This is a genomic window from Haliea sp. (genome assembly GCF_041395985.1).
Taxonomy (GTDB): domain Bacteria; phylum Pseudomonadota; class Gammaproteobacteria; order Pseudomonadales; family Halieaceae; genus Haliea.
This window is the reverse complement of sequence record NZ_JAWKZJ010000001.1, coordinates 440,585-464,286: the sequence shown is the minus strand read 5'-3', so window position 1 is coordinate 464,286 and position 23,702 is coordinate 440,585. Positions and strand designations below refer to the sequence as shown.

21 protein-coding genes are annotated in these 23,702 nt (G+C 61.5%); 10 read left to right on the top strand and 11 right to left on the bottom strand.

What is annotated here, in order from left to right; all coding sequences use genetic code 11:
• Positions 1-2: 2 nt before the first annotated feature.
• The 4 genes from R3E49_RS02110 to R3E49_RS02095 are packed head-to-tail and all read right to left on the bottom strand — an operon-like array spanning position 3 to position 3,933.
• On the bottom strand, positions 3-1,232 hold the full coding sequence (locus R3E49_RS02110; protein WP_371293520.1) for a sulfotransferase: 1,230 nt from the start codon (positions 1,230-1,232) through the stop codon (positions 3-5).
• Between the two features lie 32 nt (positions 1,233-1,264).
• Complete coding sequence (locus tag R3E49_RS02105) at positions 1,265-2,098, bottom strand: SDR family NAD(P)-dependent oxidoreductase (RefSeq protein ID WP_290740725.1); 834 nt, start codon at positions 2,096-2,098, stop codon at positions 1,265-1,267.
• Positions 2,099-2,137: 39 nt separating this feature from the next.
• Positions 2,138-3,334 (bottom strand): DUF1214 domain-containing protein, encoded by a 1,197-nt coding sequence (locus R3E49_RS02100; RefSeq protein ID WP_290740722.1) that lies wholly within the window; start codon positions 3,332-3,334, stop codon positions 2,138-2,140.
• Positions 3,331-3,933 carry a TetR/AcrR family transcriptional regulator gene (locus tag R3E49_RS02095; RefSeq protein WP_371293519.1) on the bottom strand — a complete coding sequence of 201 codons (603 nt, stop codon included), beginning with the start codon at positions 3,931-3,933 and terminating at the stop codon, positions 3,331-3,333. Before R3E49_RS02095 ends, R3E49_RS02100 begins: the two co-directional genes overlap by 4 nt.
• 220 nt (positions 3,934-4,153) lie before the next feature.
• Between R3E49_RS02095 and R3E49_RS02090 the strand changes: the two genes are divergently transcribed.
• Both R3E49_RS02090 and R3E49_RS02085 read left to right on the top strand, forming a co-directional pair.
• Positions 4,154-5,050, top strand: a complete 897-nt coding sequence (locus R3E49_RS02090; RefSeq protein WP_290740716.1) for a transketolase — start codon at positions 4,154-4,156, stop codon at positions 5,048-5,050.
• Positions 5,047-6,027 carry a transketolase family protein gene (locus R3E49_RS02085; protein ID WP_290740713.1) on the top strand — a complete coding sequence of 327 codons (981 nt, stop codon included), beginning with the start codon at positions 5,047-5,049 and terminating at the stop codon, positions 6,025-6,027. The genes R3E49_RS02090 and R3E49_RS02085 overlap by 4 nt, the downstream gene beginning before the upstream one ends.
• A gap of 18 nt (positions 6,028-6,045) precedes the next feature.
• Here the strand turns inward: R3E49_RS02085 and R3E49_RS02080 are convergent, their stop codons facing one another.
• Together R3E49_RS02080 and R3E49_RS02075 are read right to left on the bottom strand one after the other, a co-directional pair.
• A complete protein-coding gene (locus R3E49_RS02080) occupies positions 6,046-6,831 on the bottom strand; it encodes an SDR family NAD(P)-dependent oxidoreductase (RefSeq protein WP_371293518.1) in 786 nt (261 codons plus the stop codon).
• Between the two features lie 133 nt (positions 6,832-6,964).
• The gene (locus tag R3E49_RS02075) at positions 6,965-8,116 is read right to left on the bottom strand and encodes a hypothetical protein (protein WP_371293517.1); all 1,152 of its coding nucleotides are present in this window, start codon (positions 8,114-8,116) and stop codon (positions 6,965-6,967) included.
• Between the two features lie 221 nt (positions 8,117-8,337).
• On the opposite strand from R3E49_RS02075, the gene R3E49_RS02070 reads away from it, so the two are divergent.
• Positions 8,338-10,698: a membrane-bound PQQ-dependent dehydrogenase, glucose/quinate/shikimate family gene (locus R3E49_RS02070; protein ID WP_371293782.1), complete on the top strand. Its 2,361-nt coding sequence runs from the start codon at positions 8,338-8,340 to the stop codon at positions 10,696-10,698.
• Between the two features lie 22 nt (positions 10,699-10,720).
• Here the strand turns inward: R3E49_RS02070 and R3E49_RS02065 are convergent, their stop codons facing one another.
• The gene (locus R3E49_RS02065; protein WP_290740705.1) at positions 10,721-11,572 is read right to left on the bottom strand and encodes an SDR family NAD(P)-dependent oxidoreductase; all 852 of its coding nucleotides are present in this window, start codon (positions 11,570-11,572) and stop codon (positions 10,721-10,723) included.
• A 455-nt stretch (positions 11,573-12,027) separates the two neighbouring features.
• Between R3E49_RS02065 and R3E49_RS02060 the strand changes: the two genes are divergently transcribed.
• The 6 genes from R3E49_RS02060 to R3E49_RS02035 all read left to right on the top strand — a co-directional run bounded on the left by R3E49_RS02060 (position 12,028) and on the right by R3E49_RS02035 (position 18,880).
• Positions 12,028-14,550, top strand: coding sequence for a TonB-dependent receptor (locus R3E49_RS02060; RefSeq protein ID WP_371293516.1), 2,523 nt, complete (start codon positions 12,028-12,030; stop codon positions 14,548-14,550).
• 54 nt (positions 14,551-14,604) lie between these two features.
• On the top strand, positions 14,605-16,224 hold the full coding sequence (locus R3E49_RS02055; RefSeq protein WP_371293515.1) for an FAD-dependent oxidoreductase: 1,620 nt from the start codon (positions 14,605-14,607) through the stop codon (positions 16,222-16,224).
• A gap of 109 nt (positions 16,225-16,333) precedes the next feature.
• Positions 16,334-16,684 (top strand): hypothetical protein, encoded by a 351-nt coding sequence (locus R3E49_RS02050; RefSeq protein ID WP_290740691.1) that lies wholly within the window; start codon positions 16,334-16,336, stop codon positions 16,682-16,684.
• Positions 16,594-17,463 carry a helix-turn-helix transcriptional regulator gene (locus R3E49_RS02045; protein ID WP_371293514.1) on the top strand — a complete coding sequence of 290 codons (870 nt, stop codon included), beginning with the start codon at positions 16,594-16,596 and terminating at the stop codon, positions 17,461-17,463. Before R3E49_RS02050 ends, R3E49_RS02045 begins: the two co-directional genes overlap by 91 nt.
• A 79-nt stretch (positions 17,464-17,542) precedes the next feature.
• Positions 17,543-18,556, top strand: coding sequence for a hypothetical protein (locus tag R3E49_RS02040; protein WP_371293513.1), 1,014 nt, complete (start codon positions 17,543-17,545; stop codon positions 18,554-18,556).
• Between the two features lie 21 nt (positions 18,557-18,577).
• Positions 18,578-18,880: a hypothetical protein gene (locus tag R3E49_RS02035; protein WP_290740682.1), complete on the top strand. Its 303-nt coding sequence runs from the start codon at positions 18,578-18,580 to the stop codon at positions 18,878-18,880.
• Here R3E49_RS02035 and selA read toward each other — a convergent pair.
• The 4 genes from selA to R3E49_RS02015 form a co-directional block, all read right to left on the bottom strand.
• Positions 18,834-20,018, bottom strand: a complete 1,185-nt coding sequence (gene selA, locus R3E49_RS02030; protein WP_290740678.1) for an L-seryl-tRNA(Sec) selenium transferase — start codon at positions 20,016-20,018, stop codon at positions 18,834-18,836. The genes R3E49_RS02035 and selA overlap by 47 nt on opposite strands.
• 128 nt (positions 20,019-20,146) lie before the next feature.
• Entirely contained in the window at positions 20,147-20,515 is a 369-nt protein-coding gene (locus R3E49_RS02025; RefSeq protein ID WP_290740675.1) for an MliC family protein, read from the bottom strand.
• Between the two features lie 47 nt (positions 20,516-20,562).
• Complete coding sequence (locus R3E49_RS02020; RefSeq protein ID WP_371293512.1) at positions 20,563-22,101, bottom strand: glutamate synthase-related protein; 1,539 nt, start codon at positions 22,099-22,101, stop codon at positions 20,563-20,565.
• Between the two features lie 88 nt (positions 22,102-22,189).
• On the bottom strand, positions 22,190-22,636 hold the full coding sequence (locus tag R3E49_RS02015) for a DoxX family protein (RefSeq protein ID WP_290740669.1): 447 nt from the start codon (positions 22,634-22,636) through the stop codon (positions 22,190-22,192).
• Between the two features lie 111 nt (positions 22,637-22,747).
• Between R3E49_RS02015 and R3E49_RS02010 the strand changes: the two genes are divergently transcribed.
• Positions 22,748-23,659 carry a LysR family transcriptional regulator gene (locus tag R3E49_RS02010; RefSeq protein WP_290740666.1) on the top strand — a complete coding sequence of 304 codons (912 nt, stop codon included), beginning with the start codon at positions 22,748-22,750 and terminating at the stop codon, positions 23,657-23,659.
• The last annotated feature ends 43 nt before the right edge of the window (positions 23,660-23,702 follow it).

The following is a 23,702-nucleotide window of genomic DNA, read 5'->3' as shown; positions in this document are numbered from 1 at the left end:
GGTCAGGCTTCGTCGGGGACGCCGAAGAAATCCTGATAGCGCCGATAGAGCTGACGCTGGCTTTTATTCAGACTGTATTCATGCTTGCCGAACTTGCCCTGGGGTTTTCGCGCCAGGTAGGCCTGCATGGCATCGCGCCCCTGTGTGTCCAGCGGTGTGCCCATGGCACGGTAGAGGTTCTCCAGCGCCGCCAGGGGTTCCTGGATCAGGTCGTGATACAGGAAGCTGTGCAACTGGCCTGCGGGCAGCTGACCGTTTTCCAGCAGATCAACCACGGCGTTGAGTCGCGCAGCACCGGCTTCGGGCGTCATCAGGCTCTCGAAAGCGCGGGCGTCGAAGGGTTTGCCGCTGCGCATCCAGTACAGTGTGCCCAGCAGGTTGGTCACGGAGGCCTGCGCTACGATCGGGTCGCGGTGGGTGATGACCACCCTTGCATCCGGAAACACCTGAAACAGCACGGGCAGGTTGCCGAGGTGCGAGGGTGCCTTGAGCAGCCAGTGCTGACGCGGGTTTTTCCACTGCAACACTTTCAGCATGCGCTTGTAGTAGCGGTAGGCCGGTGCCAGATCCTGCTGGTAATACCAGTCGTTGTAGCTTGGTATCTGGTATTGGCCCGGCAGATTCTCACTGCGGAATGTGCAGCTCATGGCGACGATGCATTCGTTGGGAATTTCCGCACCCATTTCGTGCATGGTGGCATAGCTGGGGACCACGCGTTTCCACTGCGTCACCAGGTGTTCACAGCGCGCTATCCGCGGGTCGCTGCGGTAGTGCGCGGCTTCCGGGGGTGGGTAAGGAAACATGATTTCCCAATTGCGCGGGGAGCCAAAGCGCACGTCCTGCGCCAGCAACTCGAACAGGATAGACGTACCCGAGCGCGGCAGGCCCGTGATAACGACCGGCTGGTCAATCACTTCATCCTCGATTTCCGGGTGTTGTGCGTAAGCCGCTTCGATACCCAGTCGCGCTTCCAGCCAGCGCAGGATATCGGAGCGGGTCATCAGCCTGCCGAGCAGGTGCAGGTCAGCTTCCTTCTCCAGTGCCTGCAGGAAGACGTGAAAGCCCTCCAGCCAGTCATCACTGCCGAAATCAGCGAAGCCGGTATTGCGTCGGGCGGTCTCCATCAGCTCCTCGGCGCGCAGAGGCACCAGGCTGCGGATGTCCATGTGCTGCCCTTCGTCAATGACGCGCTGCACCCATTCAGGGCGGGCCGGCGGTGTCCATTCACTCATCTGTTTTCTCCCGGCGATGCTGCCTGACGGTGTCAGGGCATGTAGGCGCCGCCACTGACCGAAATCAACTGCCCTGTGACATAGCCCGAACGATCCGATGCGAGGAACAGCGCCATCCAGGCGATATCCTCGGGGCGCCCCAGTTTGGGGATGGGCAGGCCGCTCATGTTATAGAGGGTGCCCTCCTGCAATGCCTTTTCCATCGCATCGGGCTTGCCCATGGTCTCGAAACCAAAGCGGTTCCAGAAACTGCCCTCACCCACGTCATCGGCTTCGTACGGTACGATCCAGCCCGGACAGATATTGTTGACGCGTATCCCCTTGCCGGCCCATTCCCAGGCAAGGCCCTTGGAGAAGCTGTTGACGAAGCCTTTCACACCGCCGTAGTGCACAACATTGGCCGCAGCTTCACCCAGGAGGGAGGAATTGGAAGAAATGTTGATGATGCTGCCGGTCTTGCGTGACAGCATATCCTGCGCGACCGCCTGGCAGCAGTTCACCACGCCGTCGATATTCAGCGCAATTTCCCAGCGGCGCGCGTCGGCATCGAGCTCCTCGAGATTGGCGGGATGAGCGACTCCGCCCGCATTGTTGACCAGCACATCGACCGGCCCGAAAACCTCATTGGCACGCGCCACCATTGCGTCGACGCTGGCGCGGTCGGTGACGTCGGTGGCAACTGCCAGTACCTTGCCCGGCAGGCCAAGCTTCGCCGCCTCTGCGGCGAGTTTTTCGCCGGTGGCGACATCACGCGATGCGCTGACGACATTCAGACCCTCGCGGGCAAATTCCAGCACCAGGCCGCGCCCGATGCCACCGCTGCCGCCGGTGATGATGGCGGTCTTGCCTTGCAACTCCAGATCCATGATCTTGTCCTCTCGTTAATCATGATTGTGGTCTGTGACTCAAACCCCGAAACGCTGGATCACACCGCGGCGACGTGCGGCGATCTGGGCAGCCCGGCCCGCGGCATCCACGCGCCGGACGTCGGCCGGCAGCAGGGCGTCGAGCTCACTCAGCTTCACCTGCTGGGCCTGCGGCGTTGGGTAGTGGTCGGCCTGCATCCAGCGCACTGTGAGGTAACCCTCGTTGAAGCCGGCGGGGTCCAGCCAGTTGGCGTGACCGGTATCGACGTGAGCGATGACGAGAATCAGCTCGCCGTCATCCTGTAATTGCGCGTAGTGGCAGTTGGTGTTGCTGAGCACGCTGCGATAATCCATGGAGCACCACCAGTAGTTGCCGAACTCCACCGCCCAGTAGTGCGCCCTGGGCGGCTTCACGCGGACAACCAGCGCCTCGTCTGCCGGCAGTTGCCAGTAGGCGATCAAGGGTTCGCCGCCGGGGGTTGCGTCGATTGCGTTATCGTCGAGCTGGCGATAGGACAAAAAGGTGTTGGGGCGCGCTTTCCAGCGCTCGATCATGTCGGCCCAGTAGGCCAGGGAATCGCCTACCCACTGCGACACCGCGGCCAGGCCCCGTTCCAGCCGCGCGGTATCCATCACCGGCGCGGGTGCGGGCGCTCCGCTGATACGGTCGATGCTGGCGTGCATTGGCCGCTCGTTCTCCCAGTCCGCGAAGAATTGACGGAAGGTAACGCGGAACGTGTTGGGGGAGGTTTGCAGCCAGTTGCCCGGGTGTGGGTCGGGGCTGCAGATCAGTTCGAAGCTGCCGTCCTCGGCAACCTCCAGATCCTGGCCGAACAGCGTGTGTACAGCGGCTCCGCCCCAGGGGGTATTGCCGTGCTCTACCGCGGTGACCGCAAAATAGCGCGCGCTGCCGCGGTTGCCGTGAATCCGGTAGGTGTCGGTGCCGTTTATCGGGCCACCGACATACACGGCGTCGGGGTTGTCACCACCCTGCTTGCGAATGGGATCGAAGTAATGCAGGAGCTCCGGATGCAGTGGGTCGTCATTCTCCAGGAAGAACTGCATGCCCAGGCCAATATTCTGCGCCAGACAGCGAAAGCCTGCGGCGCGACTCAAATCGCCGCTGGGCACACCCTCGCTGAACGGTAGCCGCCCAGCGGATTTCAGCTGGTCGCAAAATTGATCCCAGGCACGGGTGAGTCTCTGATCTTCGCTGCGTCGATTCTCGTTGCTCATGCGATGTCCTCCCGGGTCAGGTTGTGCAAGGTGCGTTCTATGAGTTCGCGGAGGTGACGCGCCGAGTAATAACGGGAGTCCAGCAAGGCACCGCAGCAGGCCCCGGCCATAAACACCGTGAGATCTCCGGCGATCCGCGCCAGATCCGCCCCGGCATGAATTTCACCGCTCTCCAGCGCTGTTTCCAGGTCGCCATGATAGCGTTTGCGGGTCAGCGCCAGACGCTTCTGTTGCTCGCGCCGGTGCTGCGGTTCGATCGCTGCAACACTCCAGAAACACAGACGGATTTTCCACTCCTCGCGGGACTCCGTGTTCAGTGGCAAAACGGCGTTGAGACGCGCGCGCAGGGCATCCAGGCCGGTGCGCCCTGCGGTAAGCCGCTGTTCGCGGCGCATGTAACGGGCGTTCATCTGTTCCAGCGCTGCCGCGATGACGGCGTCCTTGTCGGCAAAGTAGTGTTCAACAATGCCTTTGGACACCCCCGAGGACTGTGCAATGGCGCGCATTGTGGTGCCTTGCAGGCCCTGCTCTGCGATACAGCGCGCGGCGGCTGAGGCAATCATGGCTCTGCGTTGTTCATGGTCGACTTTCTTGGGCATGGACGTTGTTTTTCCTCAGTGCTGTGGAGTTTGCGCCACTTCGCCGCTTTATGCAAGCCAGCTGGCCCATAAAAATAATCTCGATTCGGCGCAGGGTACTAATACATACGCAGGAGTTACTGCACGTTTTTTTTCTATACGCTCGGCGATAATAGCAATTTTTGACGTGCTGCATTCCAGCACGGACAGGCCAGCTTGCGATTTACTCAGGGAGACTGTTGTGACACAGAGTAAAGATATGTCCTCCGCGGAGACCCGCGGCGCGCGCGATGTATTGCCTCGCTTGAGGCCGGTGACGGCGGATGCGCTCCAGGAAAGGGCCAGGCAGCTGCGCCTCGACATACTGGACGTCATCAGTCACGCCCCGATGGGCCATTATTCCAGCAGCCTGTCCTGTGCGGAGATACTGGTCACTCTCTATCACCATGTGCTGCGCTTGCGCAGGGGAGAGCCGGGTTGGGACGACCGCGATCGTTTTCTGCTTGGCAAAGGCCATGTGGCCGTCGCGCTGTGGCCGCTGTTTGCCGAACTGGAGTTCTTTCCGCAGACATGGTTGCGAACCTTCGGTCAATTGGACAGCAAGCTCACGGATCATCCCGATATGCACCGTGCACCCGGCGTCGACTTCAGTTCGGGGTCGCTGGGCCACAACCTCTCCGTGGGTCTGGGCATGGCACTGGCCGCGCGGCGCCGCGGGAAGGACCACCGTATCTACGTGCTGTTGGGTGATGGCGAGATTCACGAAGGCCAGGTGTGGGAAGCGGCCATGGCCGCGGCACACTACAAGGTCGGGAACCTGGTGGCAATCGTGGATGCCAACGGCTCCTGTGCCGACGGCCCCACCGAGTCTGTTATGGGCATCGAGCCCCTGGCGGAGCGCTTTTCCAGCTTTGGCTGGCACAGCATTGAAGTGGACGGACACGATTCCGGGCCCTTGATGCAGGCCTTCGAGGGAGCGATGCGCGTTACTGACCAACCGGTATGTGTTGTGGCCCGCACGCTGAAAGGCAAGGGAATTTCGTTTATGGAGGCGTCTCCGCGCGAATGGCACCTCGGGGCCCTGAACGGCGCGGATCTGGAGCAGGCTCGGCGCGAAATCAGGGAGGCAAGACAATGAGCACCATGAGTGATCCTTTCAGCTTCAATGCCGGTGCGGTGGAAAGCAGCTACGTCGGCAATCTGGGTGAGGCGTTTCGTCGCTACGGGGAGCAGAACGAGGACGTGCTGCTGATTTCGCCAGATCTTGGTGCCGGCCCGGTTACCGGCGCCTTTGTTCAGCAGTTTCCGGAGCGCTTTATCGACGCCGGCATTGCGGAATGCAATGCCATGTCCATGGCGGCGGGTATGGCGACCTATGGTTATAAGGTGTTTGTCCTGCAAATGGGTGCCTTTGGCGCGCTGAAGTGCGCCGAGCAAATCCGTACCGACCTTGCGTTCTCTCAAGTTCCGGTGCGCATTCTGTCGGCCTGGAGTGGCCTTGCCATGGGCTTTTTCGGCACCACACATCACGCAGTGGAGGACATCGCGATTACCCGGGCCATTCCCGGCCTCACGGTGCTCGCGCCAGCCGACGACAACGCCGCGACAGCAATGCTGTCGGCGTCCGAGCAGGTACCGGGCCCGGTGTTCATCAGGCTGACCGACGCCAATATACATCCGGTGTATGACGCCCCCCCGGAGATTACGGTGGGACGCTTTGGGCGCTTGCGCGACGGTGTTGACGGAACAATCGTAGGCACCGGTCTGGGCGCGCAGCTGGCTGCCGGTGCCGCGGCGCTCCTCGCCCAGGAGGGCCTGTCGATTCGCGTACTGGACGCCTACAGTTTGAAACCCCTCGATGAGGCGGCGATTGTGGAGGCCGCGCGTGCGACCGGTGCGATTCTGACCGTGGAAGAACACCTGGTCACCGGCGGCTTGGGCAGTGCGGTGGGCGAGGTGCTGGCCCGCAACGGACTGGCGGTGGCGTTCGCCATTCACGGCCTGCCGGATGAGACGCTTACGGTGGGCATGCCGGAACAGCTGTACGCACACTATGGGCTCACGATTGAGGAAACAGCTCAACGCATGCGTTCCCTGGTGAGCGGCAAGCGCTAGCTGCGCCCCGCGCCAGCGTCAGTTGAATCGCGGCGAATTCGTGCGCGCCGAGACGCCGCCGTCGACACAGAGCAGAGCGCCGTTGATGTAGTCGGCCTGCCTCGAGGCGAGGAAGCAGATTGCGTTGGCGATCTCTTCCGGTTCGCCGAGGCGCCCGGGAACCGTTTGCGCGGCCCATGCCTCGACCCCGCCCGGGGACTGCTCCGCTGCGGCAACCATCGGCGGCGTCGCGATGGGGCCCGGCAGAATCACGTTACAACGGATGCCGGCGCGCGCGTTCTCCACTGCCGTGGTGCGGGTGAGATTTACCAGCGCGGCCTTCGCCGCACCGTAAGCTCCCAGACCCTCCTCGCCGGCCAGCGCGGCGCCGGAGGCGATGTTGATAATCGCCCCGCGCTGCGGGCCCGGGTTGTGGCGCATAACGGATACGGCGCTGCGAACACCGTAGAAGGCGCCATCCAGCGTGACGCGGAAGACGCTCTCCCAATCCTCGTTGCTGCAGTCCACAACCGGGCCAAACAGCGACCGGGCGGCATTGTTGACCCAGATATGCAGTCCTTCACCCGCTTCGACCGCAAGTGTGGCGAGACGCTCCGCGGTGGCTGAATCGCCGATGTCACCCGTCAGAATGACTGACCGGTCGGGCGTGTTCAGCGTGGCGCGTGTCGCTGCCGCCTGTTCTTCACTCACATCATTGAGTACCAGCCAGCAGCCCTCACGGCTGAGCCGCTGCGCGGTGGCGCGACCGATGCCGCTGCCCGCGCCGGTGATCACGGCCACCTTGCCCTGTAGATCCTGATACATGGGTTGTCTCCTGTTTGTTGTAGAACGGCAGCCGACAAGGGTGTGCCCTGGGCGGGGAAAAGACATCATGCATATTCATGAGCGGCATGGCTGGATGCGGCCCCGCATCGGGCATCCACCCCGGACCCGCCCTTTACAAGCCATAGATCGCGCGGATCACATGACTCACCAGGGATGACTGTTGCGTCACACCGACCTTGCGGAAGCTCGCATACAGATGCGTTCTCGCGGTGTTTTTGCTGATGCCTGTATCACTGGCAAAGCCCTCCAGCGTACCGCCGTTGGCCAGCGCGATGACCAGTCGTGCTTCCTGCGGTGTGAGCCCGAATGCGTCCATCACCAGTGGCGTTTGATCGATCTGGCGCAGCTCGGGGTCTGTCATGTACAGCGCCGCGTGCTGAATATCATCCAGGCTGTCCTCTTGCGCCAGCCGGCGCAGGGTGAGGAACAGCGGCGACCGACCCGTTTCCCGCTCCACCGGTATTACGTGCGGCACGGCCTGCGTGCTGTCGGTGAGCAGCTGCGCTACGGCCTGTTGCAGTTGCTGGTGCTCCCGGTGGTGCATGACGCGCAGCTTGCCGGCCACCCGCGCAATGCTGGTGTTGTCCTTCAGTAGTTGCTCGGCAACGCTGTTCATGTGAACGATACGGAGCCCGGCATCAAGCATGACGGTTCCCAGTGCCAGGCTGGTAAAAGCCTGTTCATGCAGCGTGTGTTCGCGGGCGAGGCTGCGGCCGTTCTCCAGCCAGACCGCAAGTTCACGGAACTGTGGTTTGAGAAGCTCCAGAATGTCGCGCTCCCGCGCCCCGAAGTCCGGTGCGCCGTGTCCACGAATCAGGCGAACGAACAGTGCCACCTGGCCGCTGCGCTGGATATCGAAGCCGATGATCTGCTCCTGGTCAAAGGGTTTCATGAAGGCGTTGTAGTACACGGTCCGGCGCAGCTGCGACCGGGGGATCAGGTCATCCAGTGCGACGGTGTCTCCGTCCGGCAGGTCGACCAGCGGCGCCAGCGCGGAATAGTTGTTGGCGAAGTTCATGAGATCCTGTGGTGAATAGTTCGCTCCACCCACGTACGCAATCCCGGCATCCCCCGGCGTTGGCAGCCGGAGTCCGATCACTGTCAGGCAGGGGTGACACAGTGCGCGCAGCTCGCTCAGGAAGTCCTGCCACGGCTCGGCCTGAAAGCGGCCGCGATAGAGCGCCGCGACCAGCGACGCGTATTGCCCCAGGGACAGTGCCCGTTCGCCAGCAGGCGCTTGTGTGTGATCGGGTACATGCGGCATCAGGGGTAGCCTGCAGTCAACAGCGTTGAAATGGTCGCCTGCCGCAGCGGCGTCGCACGCGGCAATTGATGTTCGGGATGCTAGCAGAAAATACGCCCGCAGGTTCAATCCGCACACGGTACTCATGCCGGCACTCCTGCAAATGCATGAGGTGGACAAAACGGCTAATTCGCTACTGTGCTGACTGCTGCCGAGGAACGTACCCGAAGGATCATGATGTGATGCGCAAAGCCATTCTAAGGACTCTGAGCCTGCTGTTATTCGCAGCGGGCTGCTGGCTTGTCGTTGGGGGCATACGCCTGGGCAGTCTCGGTGGGTCGTGGTTTTACATGCTCTGGGGCGCAGTAAGTCTTGCGGTGGCGCTGCTGGTCTGGCGCGGTAACCCACTGGGATTCTGGCTGTACATGGCCGCCACCCTGGCAACGCTGGTTTGGGCTCTTGCGGAAACCGGGCTCGCTTTCTGGTTGTTGCTGCCACGCATGAGCTTCCCCCTCGCTATGGCCGGACTCCTGCTGCTGGCATTCTGGGGCATAGCCCACCGGGATGCGCACGCGGGCTTCCGTCTCGGCGTCAGGGCGGGGATCCTGCCGTTTGCATTCCTGATCGCGGTGCTGGGTGCCGCCTTCCTGACCAGTGACGCCCCGGGACCCTCCACGACAAGCGCGTCGGCTCCGGAGGAAATCGGAGACGCTGTGGATGATGCCGGCGAGTGGCGCGATTATGGTCGCAACAAGGCCGGTACGCGCTATGTGCCCGCTGCGGGTATCACACGCGCCAACGTGGCGCAGCTGGAGGTCGCCTGGAGCTATCGCAGCGGTGATCTTCCCGCGGCGTATCCCGAGGCGCAAAATGCCTACAGTTTTCAGGCAACGCCGTTGAAAGTGCATGACAGCCTGTATTTCTGCTCGCCGCGTAATATCGTGATCGCGCTCGAGGCGGAAACCGGGGCAGAGCGTTGGCGGTACGATCCCGGCATTGATACCAGCGGCATTTACATGCTTGCCTGTCGCGGCGTCGCCTACTACGAGAGCGAAGGCGACGTGTGCCCACGGCGTATTCTCATGGCCACGCTGGACGCCCGCCTGATAGCGCTGAACGCCGATACCGGTGCACCCTGCACAGACTTCGGTGAGGGCGGTGAAATCTCACTCCTCGAGGGACTGGGAGAGGTAAAGCCCGGCTATTATCTGGTGACCTCGCCGCCCGCTGTGGTAAACGGCGTGGCAGTGGTTGGCGGATTTGTGCTGGACAACATGTCTGTGGACGAGCCGCCCGGGGTGGTGCGCGGCTACGCCGCGACCAGTGGTCGCCAGCTGTGGACGTGGGATGCCGGTCGCCCTGCAGAAGCCGGGCCCTGGCGGCCAGGTGACGACTACACACGCGGCTCCCCCAACGCCTGGAGCCTGTTCAGTGCCGACGAGGCCCTGGGGCTGGTGTATGTTCCAACGGGCAATGCCACCCCCGATTATTTTGGCGGCCTACGCAGTGCGGCACAGGAGCGTTACTCGAGTTCGGTCGTCGCGCTGGAGGCCACGACAGGAACACTGCGCTGGGCTTTTCAAACCGTGCACCATGACCTGTGGGACTACGACGTCGCCTCCCAGCCGGTGCTCGTCGACCTGCCGATCGCCGGCGAGCGCGTTCCCGCCCTGATCCAGCCGACCAAGCAGGGCGATATATTTCTGCTCGACCGCCGTGACGGAACGCCGCTGGCAGCGGTGCAGGAGCAGCCGGTTCCACAGGGCAAGGTGCCCGGTGAGCGCTATTCCCCTACGCAACCAGCGTCGCTGGGCATGCCCAGCCTGACGCCGCCACCGATGACGGAAAAAGACATGTGGGGCGTTTCGATGCTGGACCAGCTCTGGTGCCGCATCGCCTTTCGCCAGTTGCGCTACGAGGGCAAGTTCACACCCCCGGGCCTGGATCGCAGCCTCTCCTGGCCCGGCAACAATGGGGTCATGAACTGGGGCAGCGTGTCTGTCGATGAGTCACGGCACCTGATGGCGGTCAGTTCTTCATATATGCCCCTGTTGTTGCAACTCGTGAGCCGGGAGGATGCGCCGGCGGGTGAGCACATCAGTTTCGACGCAAACGGCGTGCCTGTTTCTCCCCAACTGGGTACACCTTTTGCCGTGCGCACGGAACGGCCTTTCCTGTCGCCCCTGGGGCTGCCCTGTAACGCACCGCCCTGGGGCAGGCTCGCCGTGATCGACCTGCAAGACCGCAAGCTGCTCTGGCAGCGCCCGCTGGGCACGACCCGTGACCACGCGCCCCTGGGTATTCCGTTGCCCGGGGCGTTTGCGCAGGGTGGTTCCATCATAACGGCGGGAGGACTGATTTTTATCGCCGCGGCGCAGGATGATTACCTGCGTGCTTTCGATGTGGACACCGGTGAGGAGCTCTGGCGACATCGCCTTCCGGCGGGTGGGCAGGCTACGCCGATGAGTTTTGTGTCAAGGCAAACCGGCAGGCAGTATGTCGTGATAGCCGCCGGTGGGCATGCCTACTTGCAGACCACGCTGGGCGATTATGTCGTTGCCTTCAGTCTGCCCGAACGAGAGGGCGCGACGCACCGGCCCTGAATGGCCGGTGCGCCAGACGGCTTCAGCGGTCGAAATCAACCCTGGTATTGATGTCCGGATTGCGTTGTTGCGCAATCTCCGCTGTTCGGGCCTCCAGCATGGGCATGAATGCCGTATCGGGTATGAGCCAGAACAGGCCGTCCTCAATGCCCCGAAAAACCTGCGCTGCAAATTCATCGGGGCTCGGCCCCATGGCGACGTTGTTGGCCACAACATCGTGGAATGCCTGCTCTGCTGCGCCAAGTTTCACCTGCTGATCAGCGGGCCGCAGGCGATCGGAGTGCCATATCCTGGTGGCAACCTCGGCAGGACACAGCACGGAGGCGGTGACGTCACCGGGCTCCTGGGCCAGTTCCTTGTAGAGACTCTCGGTCAACACTGCGACGGCATGCTTGGTGGTCTGGTACGGACTCATGAAAGTGCCGCCGCCCAGCAGTCCACCAATCGATGCCGTGTTGATGATTCTGGCCGCCTCCCCCTGTTGCAGCATTCTGGGCACAAAATGATGCAGGCCGTGCACAACGCCCATCAGGTTGACGTCGATTATCCAGCGCCAGTCCCGCAGTGGACGCTCCCAACACTTGCCGTCGACCAACACCCCTGCGTTATTGAATAACAGGTTCACTTTCCCGTATTTTGAATACACCCATTCGGCAAAATTCGCCACGGCATCGGGATCCGTGACATCCAGCGCACGCGTCGTCAGTTGCCCGCTGTTTTCGCCGGCGCTGTCTGTCAGTTCCTGCAGGCCCTTTGTGTCAACGTCAGCGCCGACCACCCGCATGCCTTGCCGCAAGGCTTGCCGCGCGAGCCCGGCGCCAATGCCACTGCCGGCGCCGGTGATAACGCAAACGCGACTCTCTGAACGATTCATATGGATTCCCCTGTGCTCGATTCTCTCGGTGTTATTGCATGGTTTTGCGACGGAAGTTTTACGCAGCAGTTTGCGCACGCAATATAGCACCGAGAGCGTGCTCGTTGTCTGCGTAAATTAAAAATATGAGGCAGAAAAGCATAAAGAATACTGCATGTATCACGAGGCTTTCTTCATACGAACGTATTATTTTCATGCTTGATATTCCGGGATTTCAAAAATAATTCTGCCTCGAAAAATAAGCCGTAATCCAGACGCAACAAAGCTTGACCATAAGCCAACTGTCCTATAATAATCTTTCAAGGCCGCGATAATCACCCCGTATCCAATAGCCGGTTTTCTCCTCGGGGAGACTCCGCCAGTCGATCGGGGCGAAAGGTGAAACGTGTGGATATATTCCGGTACTTTCATCGCGAGATTCGAAAAAGCAAATACCAATAAACAAGGGAAATGTTATGCGCAAGTCACTATATGAACGTAAATCAATTTCGCTTGCAGTGGCGCTCATAGTCAGCTCCGGGTACGCAGGATTGTCCAGCGCACAGTCGGATGCTGCGCTGGAGGAAATCGTTGTCACGGCGCAAAAGCGTGCAGAAAACATTCAGGAAACACCCATTTCAATTACCGCGTTGAGCGGCAGTGCGATTGAAAAACGGGGGATCACGAATTCCGGCGATTTGATGGGGGAGATACCGGGCGTCGCCGGCTTCGAGGCACCGGGCTCACGTGGTACCACGGGCCTCACTATCCGCGGCATGGCCAGCGGTGGCCCCAACAACCTTTCACTGGACCCCGCGATAGGCATTTACCTGGATGGTGTTTTCATCGGCAAGAATGTCGGCTCGGCCCTGGACGTCGCGGAGCTTGAGCGTATCGAGGTACTGCGCGGGCCCCAGGGCACCCTGTACGGTCGCAACTCGACTGGTGGCGCGGTGAACTTCATATCCCGAAAGCCCACCGGGGAATTTGGCCTGCGCGCTACCGGCGCGGTGGGTAATTATGACTACCGCAGCCTGAAACTGAATGTTGATTTGCCGGCAATCGGTGAGGTGGGGAGTGGACTGGGCCAGATCGCCTTCAATGTGGGCTATCAAACGCGCCTGCGCGACGGTTTTCAGGAGAATGACAGCCCGGGAGGTGCCGACTTCAACGACCTGGATCGCCAGGCCTGGCGGTTGGCCGCGAAGTGGGATCTGACAGAGCATTTTTCTGCCGACTATATTTACGACCACAGCGCACTGGATGAGTCCAACGCGCTGGAACAGGTTGTTGGGTTCAACCCCGTCGATGCGGCGGGGCTCGTTGACCGTGTTTCGGCACTGCAGGGCATTCTGCTCGGGGCGCGCGCCTGGGCGGCGACACCCGGCACGGATCCGCGCATCAGCGAGCGCTGGATCCCTTCCCTGGAACAGACCATAGCCTCTTATCAAGGCGCGCTTGCCCAGGGGCCCGGGCGTCAGAATCGCGGCTTTGCCGACTTCTCTCCGTTTACCGATACCGAGACTGACGGGCATGCATTGACCTTGACCTGGAATATCGGTGATCTGTCGCTGAAGTCCATCACCGCCTACCGCGAGATGGAGTCCTACGTGTTTGGCGACATCGAGAATATCGATAGCCGCCTCGACGGCAATGGCGCAGGCGCCTACAACGATCTGCTGCACCTCACCCTGGGGGGGCTGTACGGTGCGACGGGAGGTTTCGACCCCGGCATACCGCAGCTCCCCTTTGACGCCATCTGGGCGGGCGTCGATGATATTGGCGCCTTCCACACCAAACAGGATACAGACAACTTTTACGACCAGTTTTCCCAGGAATTCCAGCTGGTGGGGTCGTCAGAGTCTCTTGATTATGTTCTGGGTCTCTACTATTTCGAAGATGACGCGAAATACAGTCGACGGGCCATTTTTGTCGCGCCGCTCTCGGGCGCGCCAACCCAGAATTATGCATTGAGCACCGAGGCCACCGCCGTTTACGGGCAAGTGACCTGGCAGCCCGGCTGGCTGGATAACCGCGTGTCCCTGACCCTGGGTCTGCGCTATACGGAAGAGGACAAGGACATTGTTTGGGACTACCTCGCCTACTCCACGCCATTCGCCGGTGAGCTGCCGCGGCAGACCCTTGCGAATGCCGAGCGCTTCGACAATGTCAGTGGCAATTTCACCGCGGCTTTCCAGGCAACGCCGGACATCAACACCTTCCTGCGTTATGCCACGGGTTATCGGAGCGGCGGCTTCAACGGTGAGCAGATTGCCACACCGGCGTTCAACGAGGAAACCGTGGAGCAGTGGGAAATCGGCGTGAAAAGCGACTGGTGGGACGGACGTCTGCGCCTCAACGGCTCGCTGTACACCTACGTCTGGGAGGACATTCAACTGGCGAACACCGACTCCAGCGATGGATCCGCCACCACCCGTATCATCAACGCGGGTGAAGCCGACCGCTGGGGGGCGGAGCTTGAAATGCTGGTGGCACCACTGGACAGGCTTGTGCTCGGTGTCAGCTATGCCTATATTCATGGCGACTTTGACAAGTTTCCGGACGTCTGCGGCACCGCCGTCCCGCAAACCTGCATTGATGGCGTGAGCTCCGCAGTGCGACCTTATTCACCCAGTAACCAGTTAAGCCTTACGGCAGACTACACCTTTGCCGAAACCGCGCTCGGCGATGTCACGGGTTTCCTGCGAGTGAACTGGCAGGATGAATGGTATGAAAACGCGCTGTGGAATGGTGTCGTGGATGGACAGCCCGTAGCGTACCCCTCCGCAGTCATGGATGAACGAACCGTGGTTGGCGCCCGGGTCAGTCTTGAAAACATACAGGTGGGTGACGCGATGATGCGTGTCACGCTGTTTGGCGATAATCTGACGGACGATGATTATCCGGTCTATGCCATCAACTTTGGTGCCCTGGGTTTGATTACTGAACAGTACGGCGCACCGCGGACCTGGGGTCTGGAGTTGTCGTACGATTACTGATGTGGCAAGTGCGCTGACGCGCCCGAAAAAGGCATGACTCGACGAGGAACGGCCATGAAACGACGCAGCTTTATCACCGGCGGCAGTGCGTTGCTGGCCGGTTCCGGCCTTGGTGTCGCAGCGGCAGCTCCCGACGCAGTCGGGCCGGGCTTCGACCGCGAATTCGACCTTGTCGTCGTGGGTTCCGGTACCGGTCTGGCGGCTGCACTGATCGCGGCGAGTGAGGGCCTGAGCGTGCTGGTGCTGGAGAAGGCCGGCGTCATCGGCGGTACCACACTGGTGTCGGGTGGTGTGCTCTGGGTACCGGTGAATCGCGTCATGCAGCGCGAGGGCCTGGACGATAACCGCGACGATGCAAAACGCTATCTCACCCGGCTCTCCCGCGGGCAGGCCAGTGCAGAGATTATCGATGCGTTTATCGACAATGGCGCCGACATGCTGGAGGCTGTAGAGCGCCACAGTCCGATCCGATGGCGGGTTTCGCGATTCATGGGGCGCATGCCGGACTATCATGCCGAGTGGCCGGGAGCGATGACTCATGGGCGGTCGGTGGAAACGGCGGTGGAGGCCGCCGGCGCCCTGGGCGGGCACCTGATATCCCTGCTTTATGAAGGATGCCTGGCGGCAGGTGTCGAGTTCTGGACCGAGGCGCCGGCGCAGCGCCTCATCACCACTGAATTATCGGGCAGTCGCCGGGTGTCCGGTATCCAGGTGCGCCGGGGGACGGTCACGCAAAACGTGCGCGCCCACCGCGGTGTAATTCTTGCTACAGGCGGTTTCGAGCGCAATGCGGAAATGAAGACCCATTTTCTCCGCGGCCCCTCGCCCTACACCCTGGGGGCACCCGGAAACCGGGGCGATGGCATCCACATGGGCATGGCCGTCGGCGCCGACCTGCGCAACATGAACGAGTGCTGGCATCTGGTGGTATACAAGGCGCTCGCCGAGGCCCAGGGCCATCTGGCCGGGGGTGCGGGCCTGTTTGGCCAGGTCGACAAGACCCAGCCGGGTGCGATTGTCGTCAACCGTCATGGCGAACGTTTTTTCAATGAAGCCGGTTCTTATGATGCATCCTGGCAGAGTTTCCATACCTGGGAAAACTGGGGGGACTTTCGCTACCGGAATTTGCCGGCTTATACACTGTCGGACCACGCGCTGCGTGAGGCCGGGTTCGTGGCCGGCTGCCGTGCTGGCGAACCGCTGCCCGAATGGGTTCTGCAGGCGGACACCCTGGAGGGTCTGGCGGTGCAGGCAGGCATCAACGCTACTGCACTGCAGCGTACGGTGGAGCGTTTCAACCGTCACGCCGCGCAAGGCCGCGACCCGGATTATCACCGCGGTGAAAGTCTGATGGATACGCTGGGGTCCGGTGACGCCGCGGACACGCTGAGGCCACTGACAGAAGGCCCCTACTACCTTGCCGAGATCAGCCCCGCTGACCTCGGCACCAGCGGTGGTTTGCGGGTCAACGGCAAGGCCCAGGTGGTGGATGTGTTTGATCAGCCGATACCGGGACTCTACGCCTCTGGCAATACCGCCGGCGTTGGTGGCCCGGGAGCACTCTATGGCGGCGGCGGAGGCACGCTCGGGCCGGCGATGACCTTCGCTTACATCGCGGCCAGGCACGCAGCCGGGGCAGAGGCATATTCCGCGGTACCGCGCGAGGGCGCATAACGGCCGCCATTTGTCCGATCGGATGCCGGCGCCCGGTTGTATGGCAGACACGGCTATCGAATATACTGCCTGCGCAAGCCCTGGTGTACGCTCTTGAAGGAGCTAAAACGTGGCCAAGATTCCCGCAGCGCACCCGCTCAGCCAGATCATTTACGAAGGCGTCCTGGAAATGCCGCCTTGGAAAACGCTGTTGAAGTGCCTTGAGGATTTCATGCAGGTGCCGAGTGCCACGCTGGTTCTGCGCCGCCCTCAAACCCAGGACCCGGGACTGACACTGTACTTGTACCCGGAGTCGGACACCGGCGCGTTGCGGGCCTTCCAGTCGCGAGGCTACCAGGATTCGCCGTTTGCCGAGCTGCCCGAAAAAAGGTGTTTACACTCCACGAACGGGTTCCGCGAGCGGAGCTGGAGTCGCTGGATTTCGGTGCCTATCTGCAGGATCACGCCGTTACCGACCTGATGGGCTTCGATGTTTATGAACGCCAGAGCCTCATCCGCCTCAGGTTGCGGCTGGTACGGATCGGTGACGCGCCGCCCTTTTCGGCGAGCGACCGGCAACGCCTCGAGGGCCTGATTCCGCTTATGGACAACGCGCTGACACTCTACAGCGCGTATACCCACAATCGTTTTATCGAGCAGCTCTACGAGGAGCTTCTCGGCTCAATGGATATCGCCTGCATCATCATGAACGCCAGGCTGGAGGTGCTCTCCGCCAACCGGCAGGCCAGCGAGATTCTCGCGGCTCGCGATGGCGTATTGCTGCGCCATAACGTCCTCGCCTGTGCCGAGAGTGCCGATCAACAAAAGCTCGAGGAGCAGTGTCGCAATGTGCTCGACGCGGTTCAGGGCGAGCAGGGCCCGCCCGCCGCGCGCACGCTGACCGTGCAGCGCACGGGGCTTGATGCGAAATGGAATGTGCAGGTTCGCAGCGTGGAAAAGAAAAACGTGACGTTCGGCGAGGGCGGACCCGAGCTGGTGTTGCTGTTACGGGGTCCGGTTCGAGACTGCGTCCCCAGTCAGGCACGCCTTATGGACCTGTTTGGTGTCACGCCCGCGGAAGCCAAACTGGTCGCGCATCTGGTCGACGGTCAGACGCTGACCGCAGCGGCCAAAGCGCTGGGCATTTCCCGCAACACCGCGCGCGGTCAATTGGCCTCGGTCTTCACCAAAACCGGCGTCAACCGTCAAAACCAGCTGGTCAGGCTTGTTTCGGGTGCGGTCGCCGCGCACTGGGATTGAGCGAACACCTTAGTACAGGTGTACGGTGCCAGTCGGATAACTCGGCTGCTAGGCTGGGCCAAGGGAGCATGTGGACACTATGACAACGTACGCAACACTGGAAGATATCGAAAACTGCATGAACAACGGCTGGACTGATGGGCTTCCGGTTATTCCGCCCTACGGCAGTCTGGTTGATGCAATGCTGGAGGCGATGGGCTGGCAGGCGCACGATGTCGTGGGTGAGATTCCGAGCCAGAACATCGTCATCCGCGCCGAGAAGGCAGCGGCAACGGCGGTGATGGCGGGCTGCAAGGTGGAATACGGTGCCTTGCTCCGCGCCCTGACCGAAGCCGTGCTCGACCCCGCTTTCAACCTGAGCGGCGTCGAAGTGACCACCGGCGGAGCCGCCGTGCTGGTGATTGTCAGCGGCCCTGTGGTTGAAGACCTTGGCTTTGAGCACGGCCCCAACGCCCTGGGCGCCAATTGTCGGGCCAATGCCACCGTGGGTCGTTTCGCGCAAATGATGCGCTATTTCTGCGGGCGCGGTGGCGGCGTCCTGCAATCCCACGGCACCATCGGCCACCCAGGCCGGATCAGCTTCTGTGTCGCCGAGCATCCGCACACCGAGTGGGGCGCCTACCACACCCAGCATGGATTGCCGGAGGGGGTGTCGGCGGTCACGGTGATGTCTACCGAGGGGCCCAACTCCTGTAATAACCACTATGGCGATACGGGCGCCCAGGTTCTGGATACCATTGCGGACTGCCTCTGCCACTTCGGGCAGACTGCCTGGTATTACCGGTCGGGTGGCTTTGTGGTGGTTATTCCACCCGATCACATGGCGCTGGTGGCCAGAGATTTCAGCCGGGCGCAGGCGGTGGAGTATATCTACGCGCAGGCGCGACGCCAGACCGACGATCTTGAGAAGGTAGGGCGTATCGCGAAGGCGCCGATTGCGTTTGCAGAGGTAGTACCGGGCGAACTGCGGTCGCCCCTGAAAAATCCACAGCAACTGACCTTCGTGGAATGTGGCGGCACCGGCGGGCGCTTTTCAGCGGTTATCCCGCGCTGGGTCGGCAGCACGCACGCGGTCTGCAAACAGATTGTTTAACCAGCAATACAGGAGAGTGCAATGACGCAGGCGTCCAGTCATGGGCCGAGCGGCAACCCACCTGCCAAGCAGCTTGTCAGCTGCGGCGATGTCAGTTGTGAGTTGATGGTCGACCCCATACCCCGTCCGACACCAGATCCGATCACGATCACGCTCAAGCCACGGGTTGCCAGAGTGACATTCGTGGATCATCACAAACCCAACTCCAGGCTCGTCATGAAGTACGCCCAGGCCGTGCTGCGCGACCGCGGGATCGAGGTGAGAGACGATATCCTCATCAAGGACGACGCCAGCGTCCGTGACAGGGGGTTACCGCCGCCGTGAAGGGCGCTGGCAGGTGGCGGGCCAGTTCCGCACACAGACGGTTTGCCTGTGCTTCGATGTCTGCCACGGGCCGGGTGAGCTGGCGCAGCGTAGGCAGCGTTTCCGTGAGCGTCTCCGGATGGCGGTAAAGCTTGAGCACTTCGGCCAGCGCTGCCAGGGTCATGCTGTCGACGCGCAATGCCCGCTTCAGCGGGTTTTCACAAATTCGCTGCAGCAGCGCTTTCTTGCCGGCTATGATGCCGGACTGGGGCCCGCCGAGTAGCTTGTCGCCACTGAAGGTGATCAGGTCGACGCCGCTGTCAATATAGTCAGAAGCCTTCGGCTCACCGGGCAGGCCCAGGGTGTTAAAGTCGACAAGACAGCCACTGCCCAGGTCCACCATGCAGGGCAGACCATGTTCATGAGCGAGCGCCGCAAGCGTTTTTTCATCAACCGAAGCGGTAAACCCTTCCAGTCGATAATTGCTGGTATGCACTTTCATCAGCAGGGCCGTGTTCGCGGAAATGGCGGCACGGTAGTCTTTCAGGTGGGTGCGATTGGTGGCACCGACTTCCACCAGCCTGCAGCCAGAGGATTCCATCACCTCGGGTACTCGAAAGGAGCCGCCGATCTCTACCAGTTCACCGCGCGACACAGGCACCTCCATACCGCGCGCCAGCGTGCTCAGCACAAGCACAACGGCGGCCGCATTGTTGTTGACCACGGTGGCGGCTTCGCAGCCGGTGAGCTCGCAGATCAATGCTTCGATGTGACTGTCACGGTTGCCTCTTTTCCCCGTCTTCAGGTCGTACTCGAGGTTGTTGGGGAATATCGCCGCTGCCCTCGCGGCGTCGGCGGCCGCAAGGGGAAGACAGGCCCGGCCCAGATTGGTATGCAGTACAATGCCGGACAGGTTGATGACCGGGCGCAAGCCCCCCGCATCCATGGCCTGCAGCCGTCCGGCGACAGCCTCGCGCACATCGGTCGGGGTGCAGTCTGACGCCGTGGCGGGTTCCGCGGCATTGCGCAGGCGGTGCAGCTCTCGGCGTATGGCGTCGCTGACCCTCTGATGGCCCCAGCGCGCAACCAGCTCCTGAGAGGTCTGCAGCACACGGTCTACAGAGGGAAGCCTGCGCCTCAAGTCCTGCTTGCCGTTCATTTTGCATGTCCTCTGGTGTTTGCCCGATGCCTCGACAGCGTATCGGATCGCCCTCTTCCTGTGCACGATTTTAGGGGATAGCGCGCAACAACACAGCATGATGGAACCGCTCCCCCGCCAGCGCGGATTCAGGATTCTGTGCAAACCTCGAGAGGTTCGCCGGAGGTCTTGTCCGGCAGATGACGAAACAGCGTGCCCTCGGCGCCGGGGCCCGAGCCGCGTGTCCACCACTCCCGATCATCCCCCACGTAACGCGCACCACTGGCGGACACGGCACTGCGCATGAGGTAGGTTCTACCCTGATAAAGCACTTCTGCCGATTCGGTAGTGGGGTAGATTGCCGTAATGGTTGCGCCGCTGGCGCAGCGGTAGGTATGCACCGTCTGGGTGTGCTGTGTCACGTCCTGTTCTCCGGCACCGTCCTTATTGTCATGCGGCGGGTTTGCGCACCCGGACAGCAGCAATAAGGTGGCGCCGATGGCGGCGGCTTGTTTCATGAGGTATTCCTGTCTGTTGGTAGAAGATAGAGCGTTTACCGGTGGCTTCAGGGTTCCGTTACACCGGAAAAAGCGACGCCGGACAACAGGGCCATTTCGCGTTGCCAGGTTGCCAGGTCATTCTTGTTGAACAAGTGAAGTGCGTCGTGACCGCAGGCTCGCGCCATAACCCGCATGAGCTCCACAGACGCGTCCAGGAAGTTTCTCAACTGTCCTGCCGATTTGTCGATATTCAGTCGCTGTCGCAGGTCCGCGCGTTGTGTGGCTATCCCCGCCGGGCAGTTGTTGGTGTTGCAGATGCGTGCGGCAACGCAGCCTATTGCCTGCATGGCGCTGGTTGCAATCGCAACGCCGTCGGCACCCAGCGCGAGCGCCTTCACGAAATCCATGGGTGTACGCAGGCCGCCCGTGATGATCAGCGTTACCTGCCCACTGACACCCTGCTTGTCCAGATAGCGTCGTGCCCTCGCCAGGGCCGGTATTGTAGGCACACTGATGTGATCCCGGAACATTTGCGGTGCGGCACCCGTGCCGCCCCCGCGTCCGTCCAGAATGATGTAGTCGGCGCTGGCGTCCAGGGCAAACTGGATGTCACGCTCGATATGGTTGGCGCTGAGCTTGAAGCCGATCGGTATTCCACCGGTTATTTCGCGAACGCGATCGGCGAAGCGCCTGAAGTCCCTGGCGGTCGTCAACTCGGCGAATGCAGGGGGCGACACCGCGGGCTCTCCTGCGGGGATGCCGCGGATTTCAGCAATCCTGCCGGTGTTTTTGCTGCCGGGCAGGTGGCCGCCGGTGCCCGTTTTCGCCCCCTGGCCGCCCTTGAAGTGGAACGCCTGAACATTCCGTAATGCATTCTCGTCGTAGCCGAACTGCGCGCTGGCCAACTCGTAGAAGTAGCGAGAATTTGCAGCTTGCTCCTCCGGCAACATGCCTCCCTCTCCGGAGCAGATACCCGTTCCTGCAAGCTCGGCGCCTGTGGCCAGGGCGATTTTTGCTTCCTCGGAAAGCGCGCCGAAACTCATGTCGGAAACCAGCAGTGGCGTAGTGAGTTGCAGGGGTTTTCTGGATGCCGGGCCAATCACGAGCTCGGTGCGCACTGCTGCGCTCTCGGGCAGCGGTTTGGTTGCCATCTGCGCGGTCAGGATTTGCAGGTCATCCCACTGGGGCAGCAGGTGTCGGGGGATGCCCATTGCGGCCATCGGCCCATGACTTCCCAGCGTGGCCAGGCCGTCACGGGCCAATTGATGGATGAACTCTACCGTGGGCTCCTCTGTCGTTGCGCTGGCGGCGGGAGCCTTGGTGTCGTCTTTGTCGATGGCCGGTCCTTCCTGGCCGACCTCGCTGTCATCCAGCTTGTTGTGAGAACCATCGCAGAAGGGGGTATCTGCCGACTGCTTGCACTGGCACAGGAGGGACGCGCCGGATTCCTCCGGCGTAAAAGGTTTTGGTGTGAACGCTGTGCCCGCGTGCGAGCCGTCACAAAACGGCTGGGACTGAGAGCGGCCACAGGTGCAGAAGTGATACTCCTTGCCCTTTTCGAGTTCAACTTTTATCGGCTTGTTATCCGCGACGATGGGGTTCATGAGCTTGCTCCGTCTGTGCTGGGCCGGCTGGAGCGGCGGCATTCGGCCTGTGTCACCAGGGCTGTCGTGATCGCAGTGGCGCAGATCTTCAGCCATTCCGCTCAGCCAGTGTACGGTCCAGCGAGTACTTTCCGCCACCGGCAAAGGTCAAGGCTATGGTCATCCCCAGCAGGGCAAGGCCAAACTCATAGCCGTTGTTGCTCAAGAACAGGCCGTGTGGAAGATGCACTGCGACGATGGCGACCAGCATGGTCACCGCCAGAACGCAGGCGGCCGGTCGTGTGAGCAAGCCCAGGAGTAATGCCAGACCCCCGAAAAATTCGGCGCTGCCCGCTGCCAGTGCCATCAGGTAGCCCGGCTCCAAACCGATGGAGGCCATCCATTGCCCCGTGCCTTCCAGCCCATATCCGCCGAAGCTGCCGAACAGTTTCTGTGCGCCATGGGCGATGAAGATGATGCCTGCCGGAATGCGAAGCGCAAGGCTTGCGATCTGGTCGTTGGTCTCGATAGTGCGCATAAAAAGAGTCTTGTTCATGATGTTTTTCCTAATTAATTCAGAATATTTGTTGCCCATGTGCACAGTATTAATTATCTTTTCCGTAAAATAGCGGAATGATTTGAGCAATATGGTCAGAAATATTGAAGTATGCGTTTACTGTTAACGCTGGATGCCCTGCTGACACTGGATGCGATAGAGCGGCGCCAGAGCTTTGCCGCAGCGGCGGAAGAATTGCATCGCGTGCCATCAGCCGTTTCTTACACAGTGAATAAGTTGGAGGAGGACCTCGGGGTCAGCCTGTTTGATCGGAGCCGACGCAAGGCCGAGTTGACCGCCATTGGCCGATTGGTTCTGAGGCAGGGTCGGGAGATTCTCAAAGCCGCGGAAGAACTGACGGCGATGGCCCGCCGCGAGGCCGACGGCTGGGAAGTCGAGTTGCGGATTGGCGTCGACAGTGTTCTGAACTGCGAGCCCATCTACGAGTTGATCGAGGCCTTTCAGCGCATACAGCCCAAGACCGAGATTCGTCTTACCGAAGAGGTTCTCGGTGGTAGCTGGGACGCTTTGAGTCATGATCGCTGTGATCTGGTGATCGGCGCGACGGGCTCGCCTCCTGCCAGCGGCTTCCTGCGGCATGTCCTGGGGGAGGTCATTTTTGAGTTCGCGGTTGCCTCTGATCATCCCTTGACGGCGCTGCCGTTACCGCTTCCCGCTAGCGCCATCCTGGACTATCCAACGGTCATCGTCGCGGACAGCTCGCGGCGCCTGCCCGTGCGCTCGGCCCGGCTGCTGGATGGCCAGAGCCGCATCATCGTGCCCACGATCGACCATAAAATCGAGGTGCAGTGCAAGGGTCTGGGTGTTGGTTACCTGCCGCGCCATCGCATTGTTCGGGAGCTGGCAGAGGGGCGCTTGCGGATTCTGGAGCTGGATGTCCCCAAGGCGCCCGTTGAAATATCGGTGGCCTGGTCGCGCGGTAAGGGGGGAAGGGGTCTCAACTGGTTTGTCGATCGCCTCAAGCAGCTGCGTTTCGACCCGCTTGCGGGAACCCTGTCCTGAGTTGCAGCAGCGCTCCCGGGCTGCAGGTTTGGGGGGTGGCCGT

Coding starts and splice junctions, on each gene's coding strand:
- R3E49_RS02055 (WP_371293515.1), top strand. CDS start 14,605: ATGAAACGACGCAGCTTTATCACCGGCGGCAGTGCGTTGCTGGCCGGT.
- R3E49_RS02010 (WP_290740666.1), top strand. CDS start 22,748: ATGCGTTTACTGTTAACGCTGGATGCCCTGCTGACACTGGATGCGATA.
- R3E49_RS02075 (WP_371293517.1), bottom strand. CDS start 8,116: ATGCCGCATGTACCCGATCACACACAAGCGCCTGCTGGCGAACGGGCA.
- R3E49_RS02065 (WP_290740705.1), bottom strand. CDS start 11,572: ATGAATCGTTCAGAGAGTCGCGTTTGCGTTATCACCGGCGCCGGCAGT.
- R3E49_RS02100 (WP_290740722.1), bottom strand. CDS start 3,334: ATGAGCAACGAGAATCGACGCAGCGAAGATCAGAGACTCACCCGTGCC.
- R3E49_RS02025 (WP_290740675.1), bottom strand. CDS start 20,515: ATGAAACAAGCCGCCGCCATCGGCGCCACCTTATTGCTGCTGTCCGGG.
- R3E49_RS02080 (WP_371293518.1), bottom strand. CDS start 6,831: ATGTATCAGGATCTACAGGGCAAGGTGGCCGTGATCACCGGCGCGGGC.
- R3E49_RS02040 (WP_371293513.1), top strand. CDS start 17,543: ATGACAACGTACGCAACACTGGAAGATATCGAAAACTGCATGAACAAC.
- R3E49_RS02015 (WP_290740669.1), bottom strand. CDS start 22,636: ATGAACAAGACTCTTTTTATGCGCACTATCGAGACCAACGACCAGATC.
- R3E49_RS02085 (WP_290740713.1), top strand. CDS start 5,047: ATGAGCACCATGAGTGATCCTTTCAGCTTCAATGCCGGTGCGGTGGAA.
- selA (WP_290740678.1), bottom strand. CDS start 20,018: ATGAACGGCAAGCAGGACTTGAGGCGCAGGCTTCCCTCTGTAGACCGT.
- R3E49_RS02020 (WP_371293512.1), bottom strand. CDS start 22,101: ATGAACCCCATCGTCGCGGATAACAAGCCGATAAAAGTTGAACTCGAA.
- R3E49_RS02110 (WP_371293520.1), bottom strand. CDS start 1,232: ATGAGTGAATGGACACCGCCGGCCCGCCCTGAATGGGTGCAGCGCGTC.
- R3E49_RS02095 (WP_371293519.1), bottom strand. CDS start 3,933: ATGCCCAAGAAAGTCGACCATGAACAACGCAGAGCCATGATTGCCTCA.
- R3E49_RS02035 (WP_290740682.1), top strand. CDS start 18,578: ATGACGCAGGCGTCCAGTCATGGGCCGAGCGGCAACCCACCTGCCAAG.
- R3E49_RS02070 (WP_371293782.1), top strand. CDS start 8,338: ATGCGCAAAGCCATTCTAAGGACTCTGAGCCTGCTGTTATTCGCAGCG.
- R3E49_RS02105 (WP_290740725.1), bottom strand. CDS start 2,098: ATGGATCTGGAGTTGCAAGGCAAGACCGCCATCATCACCGGCGGCAGC.
- R3E49_RS02060 (WP_371293516.1), top strand. CDS start 12,028: ATGCGCAAGTCACTATATGAACGTAAATCAATTTCGCTTGCAGTGGCG.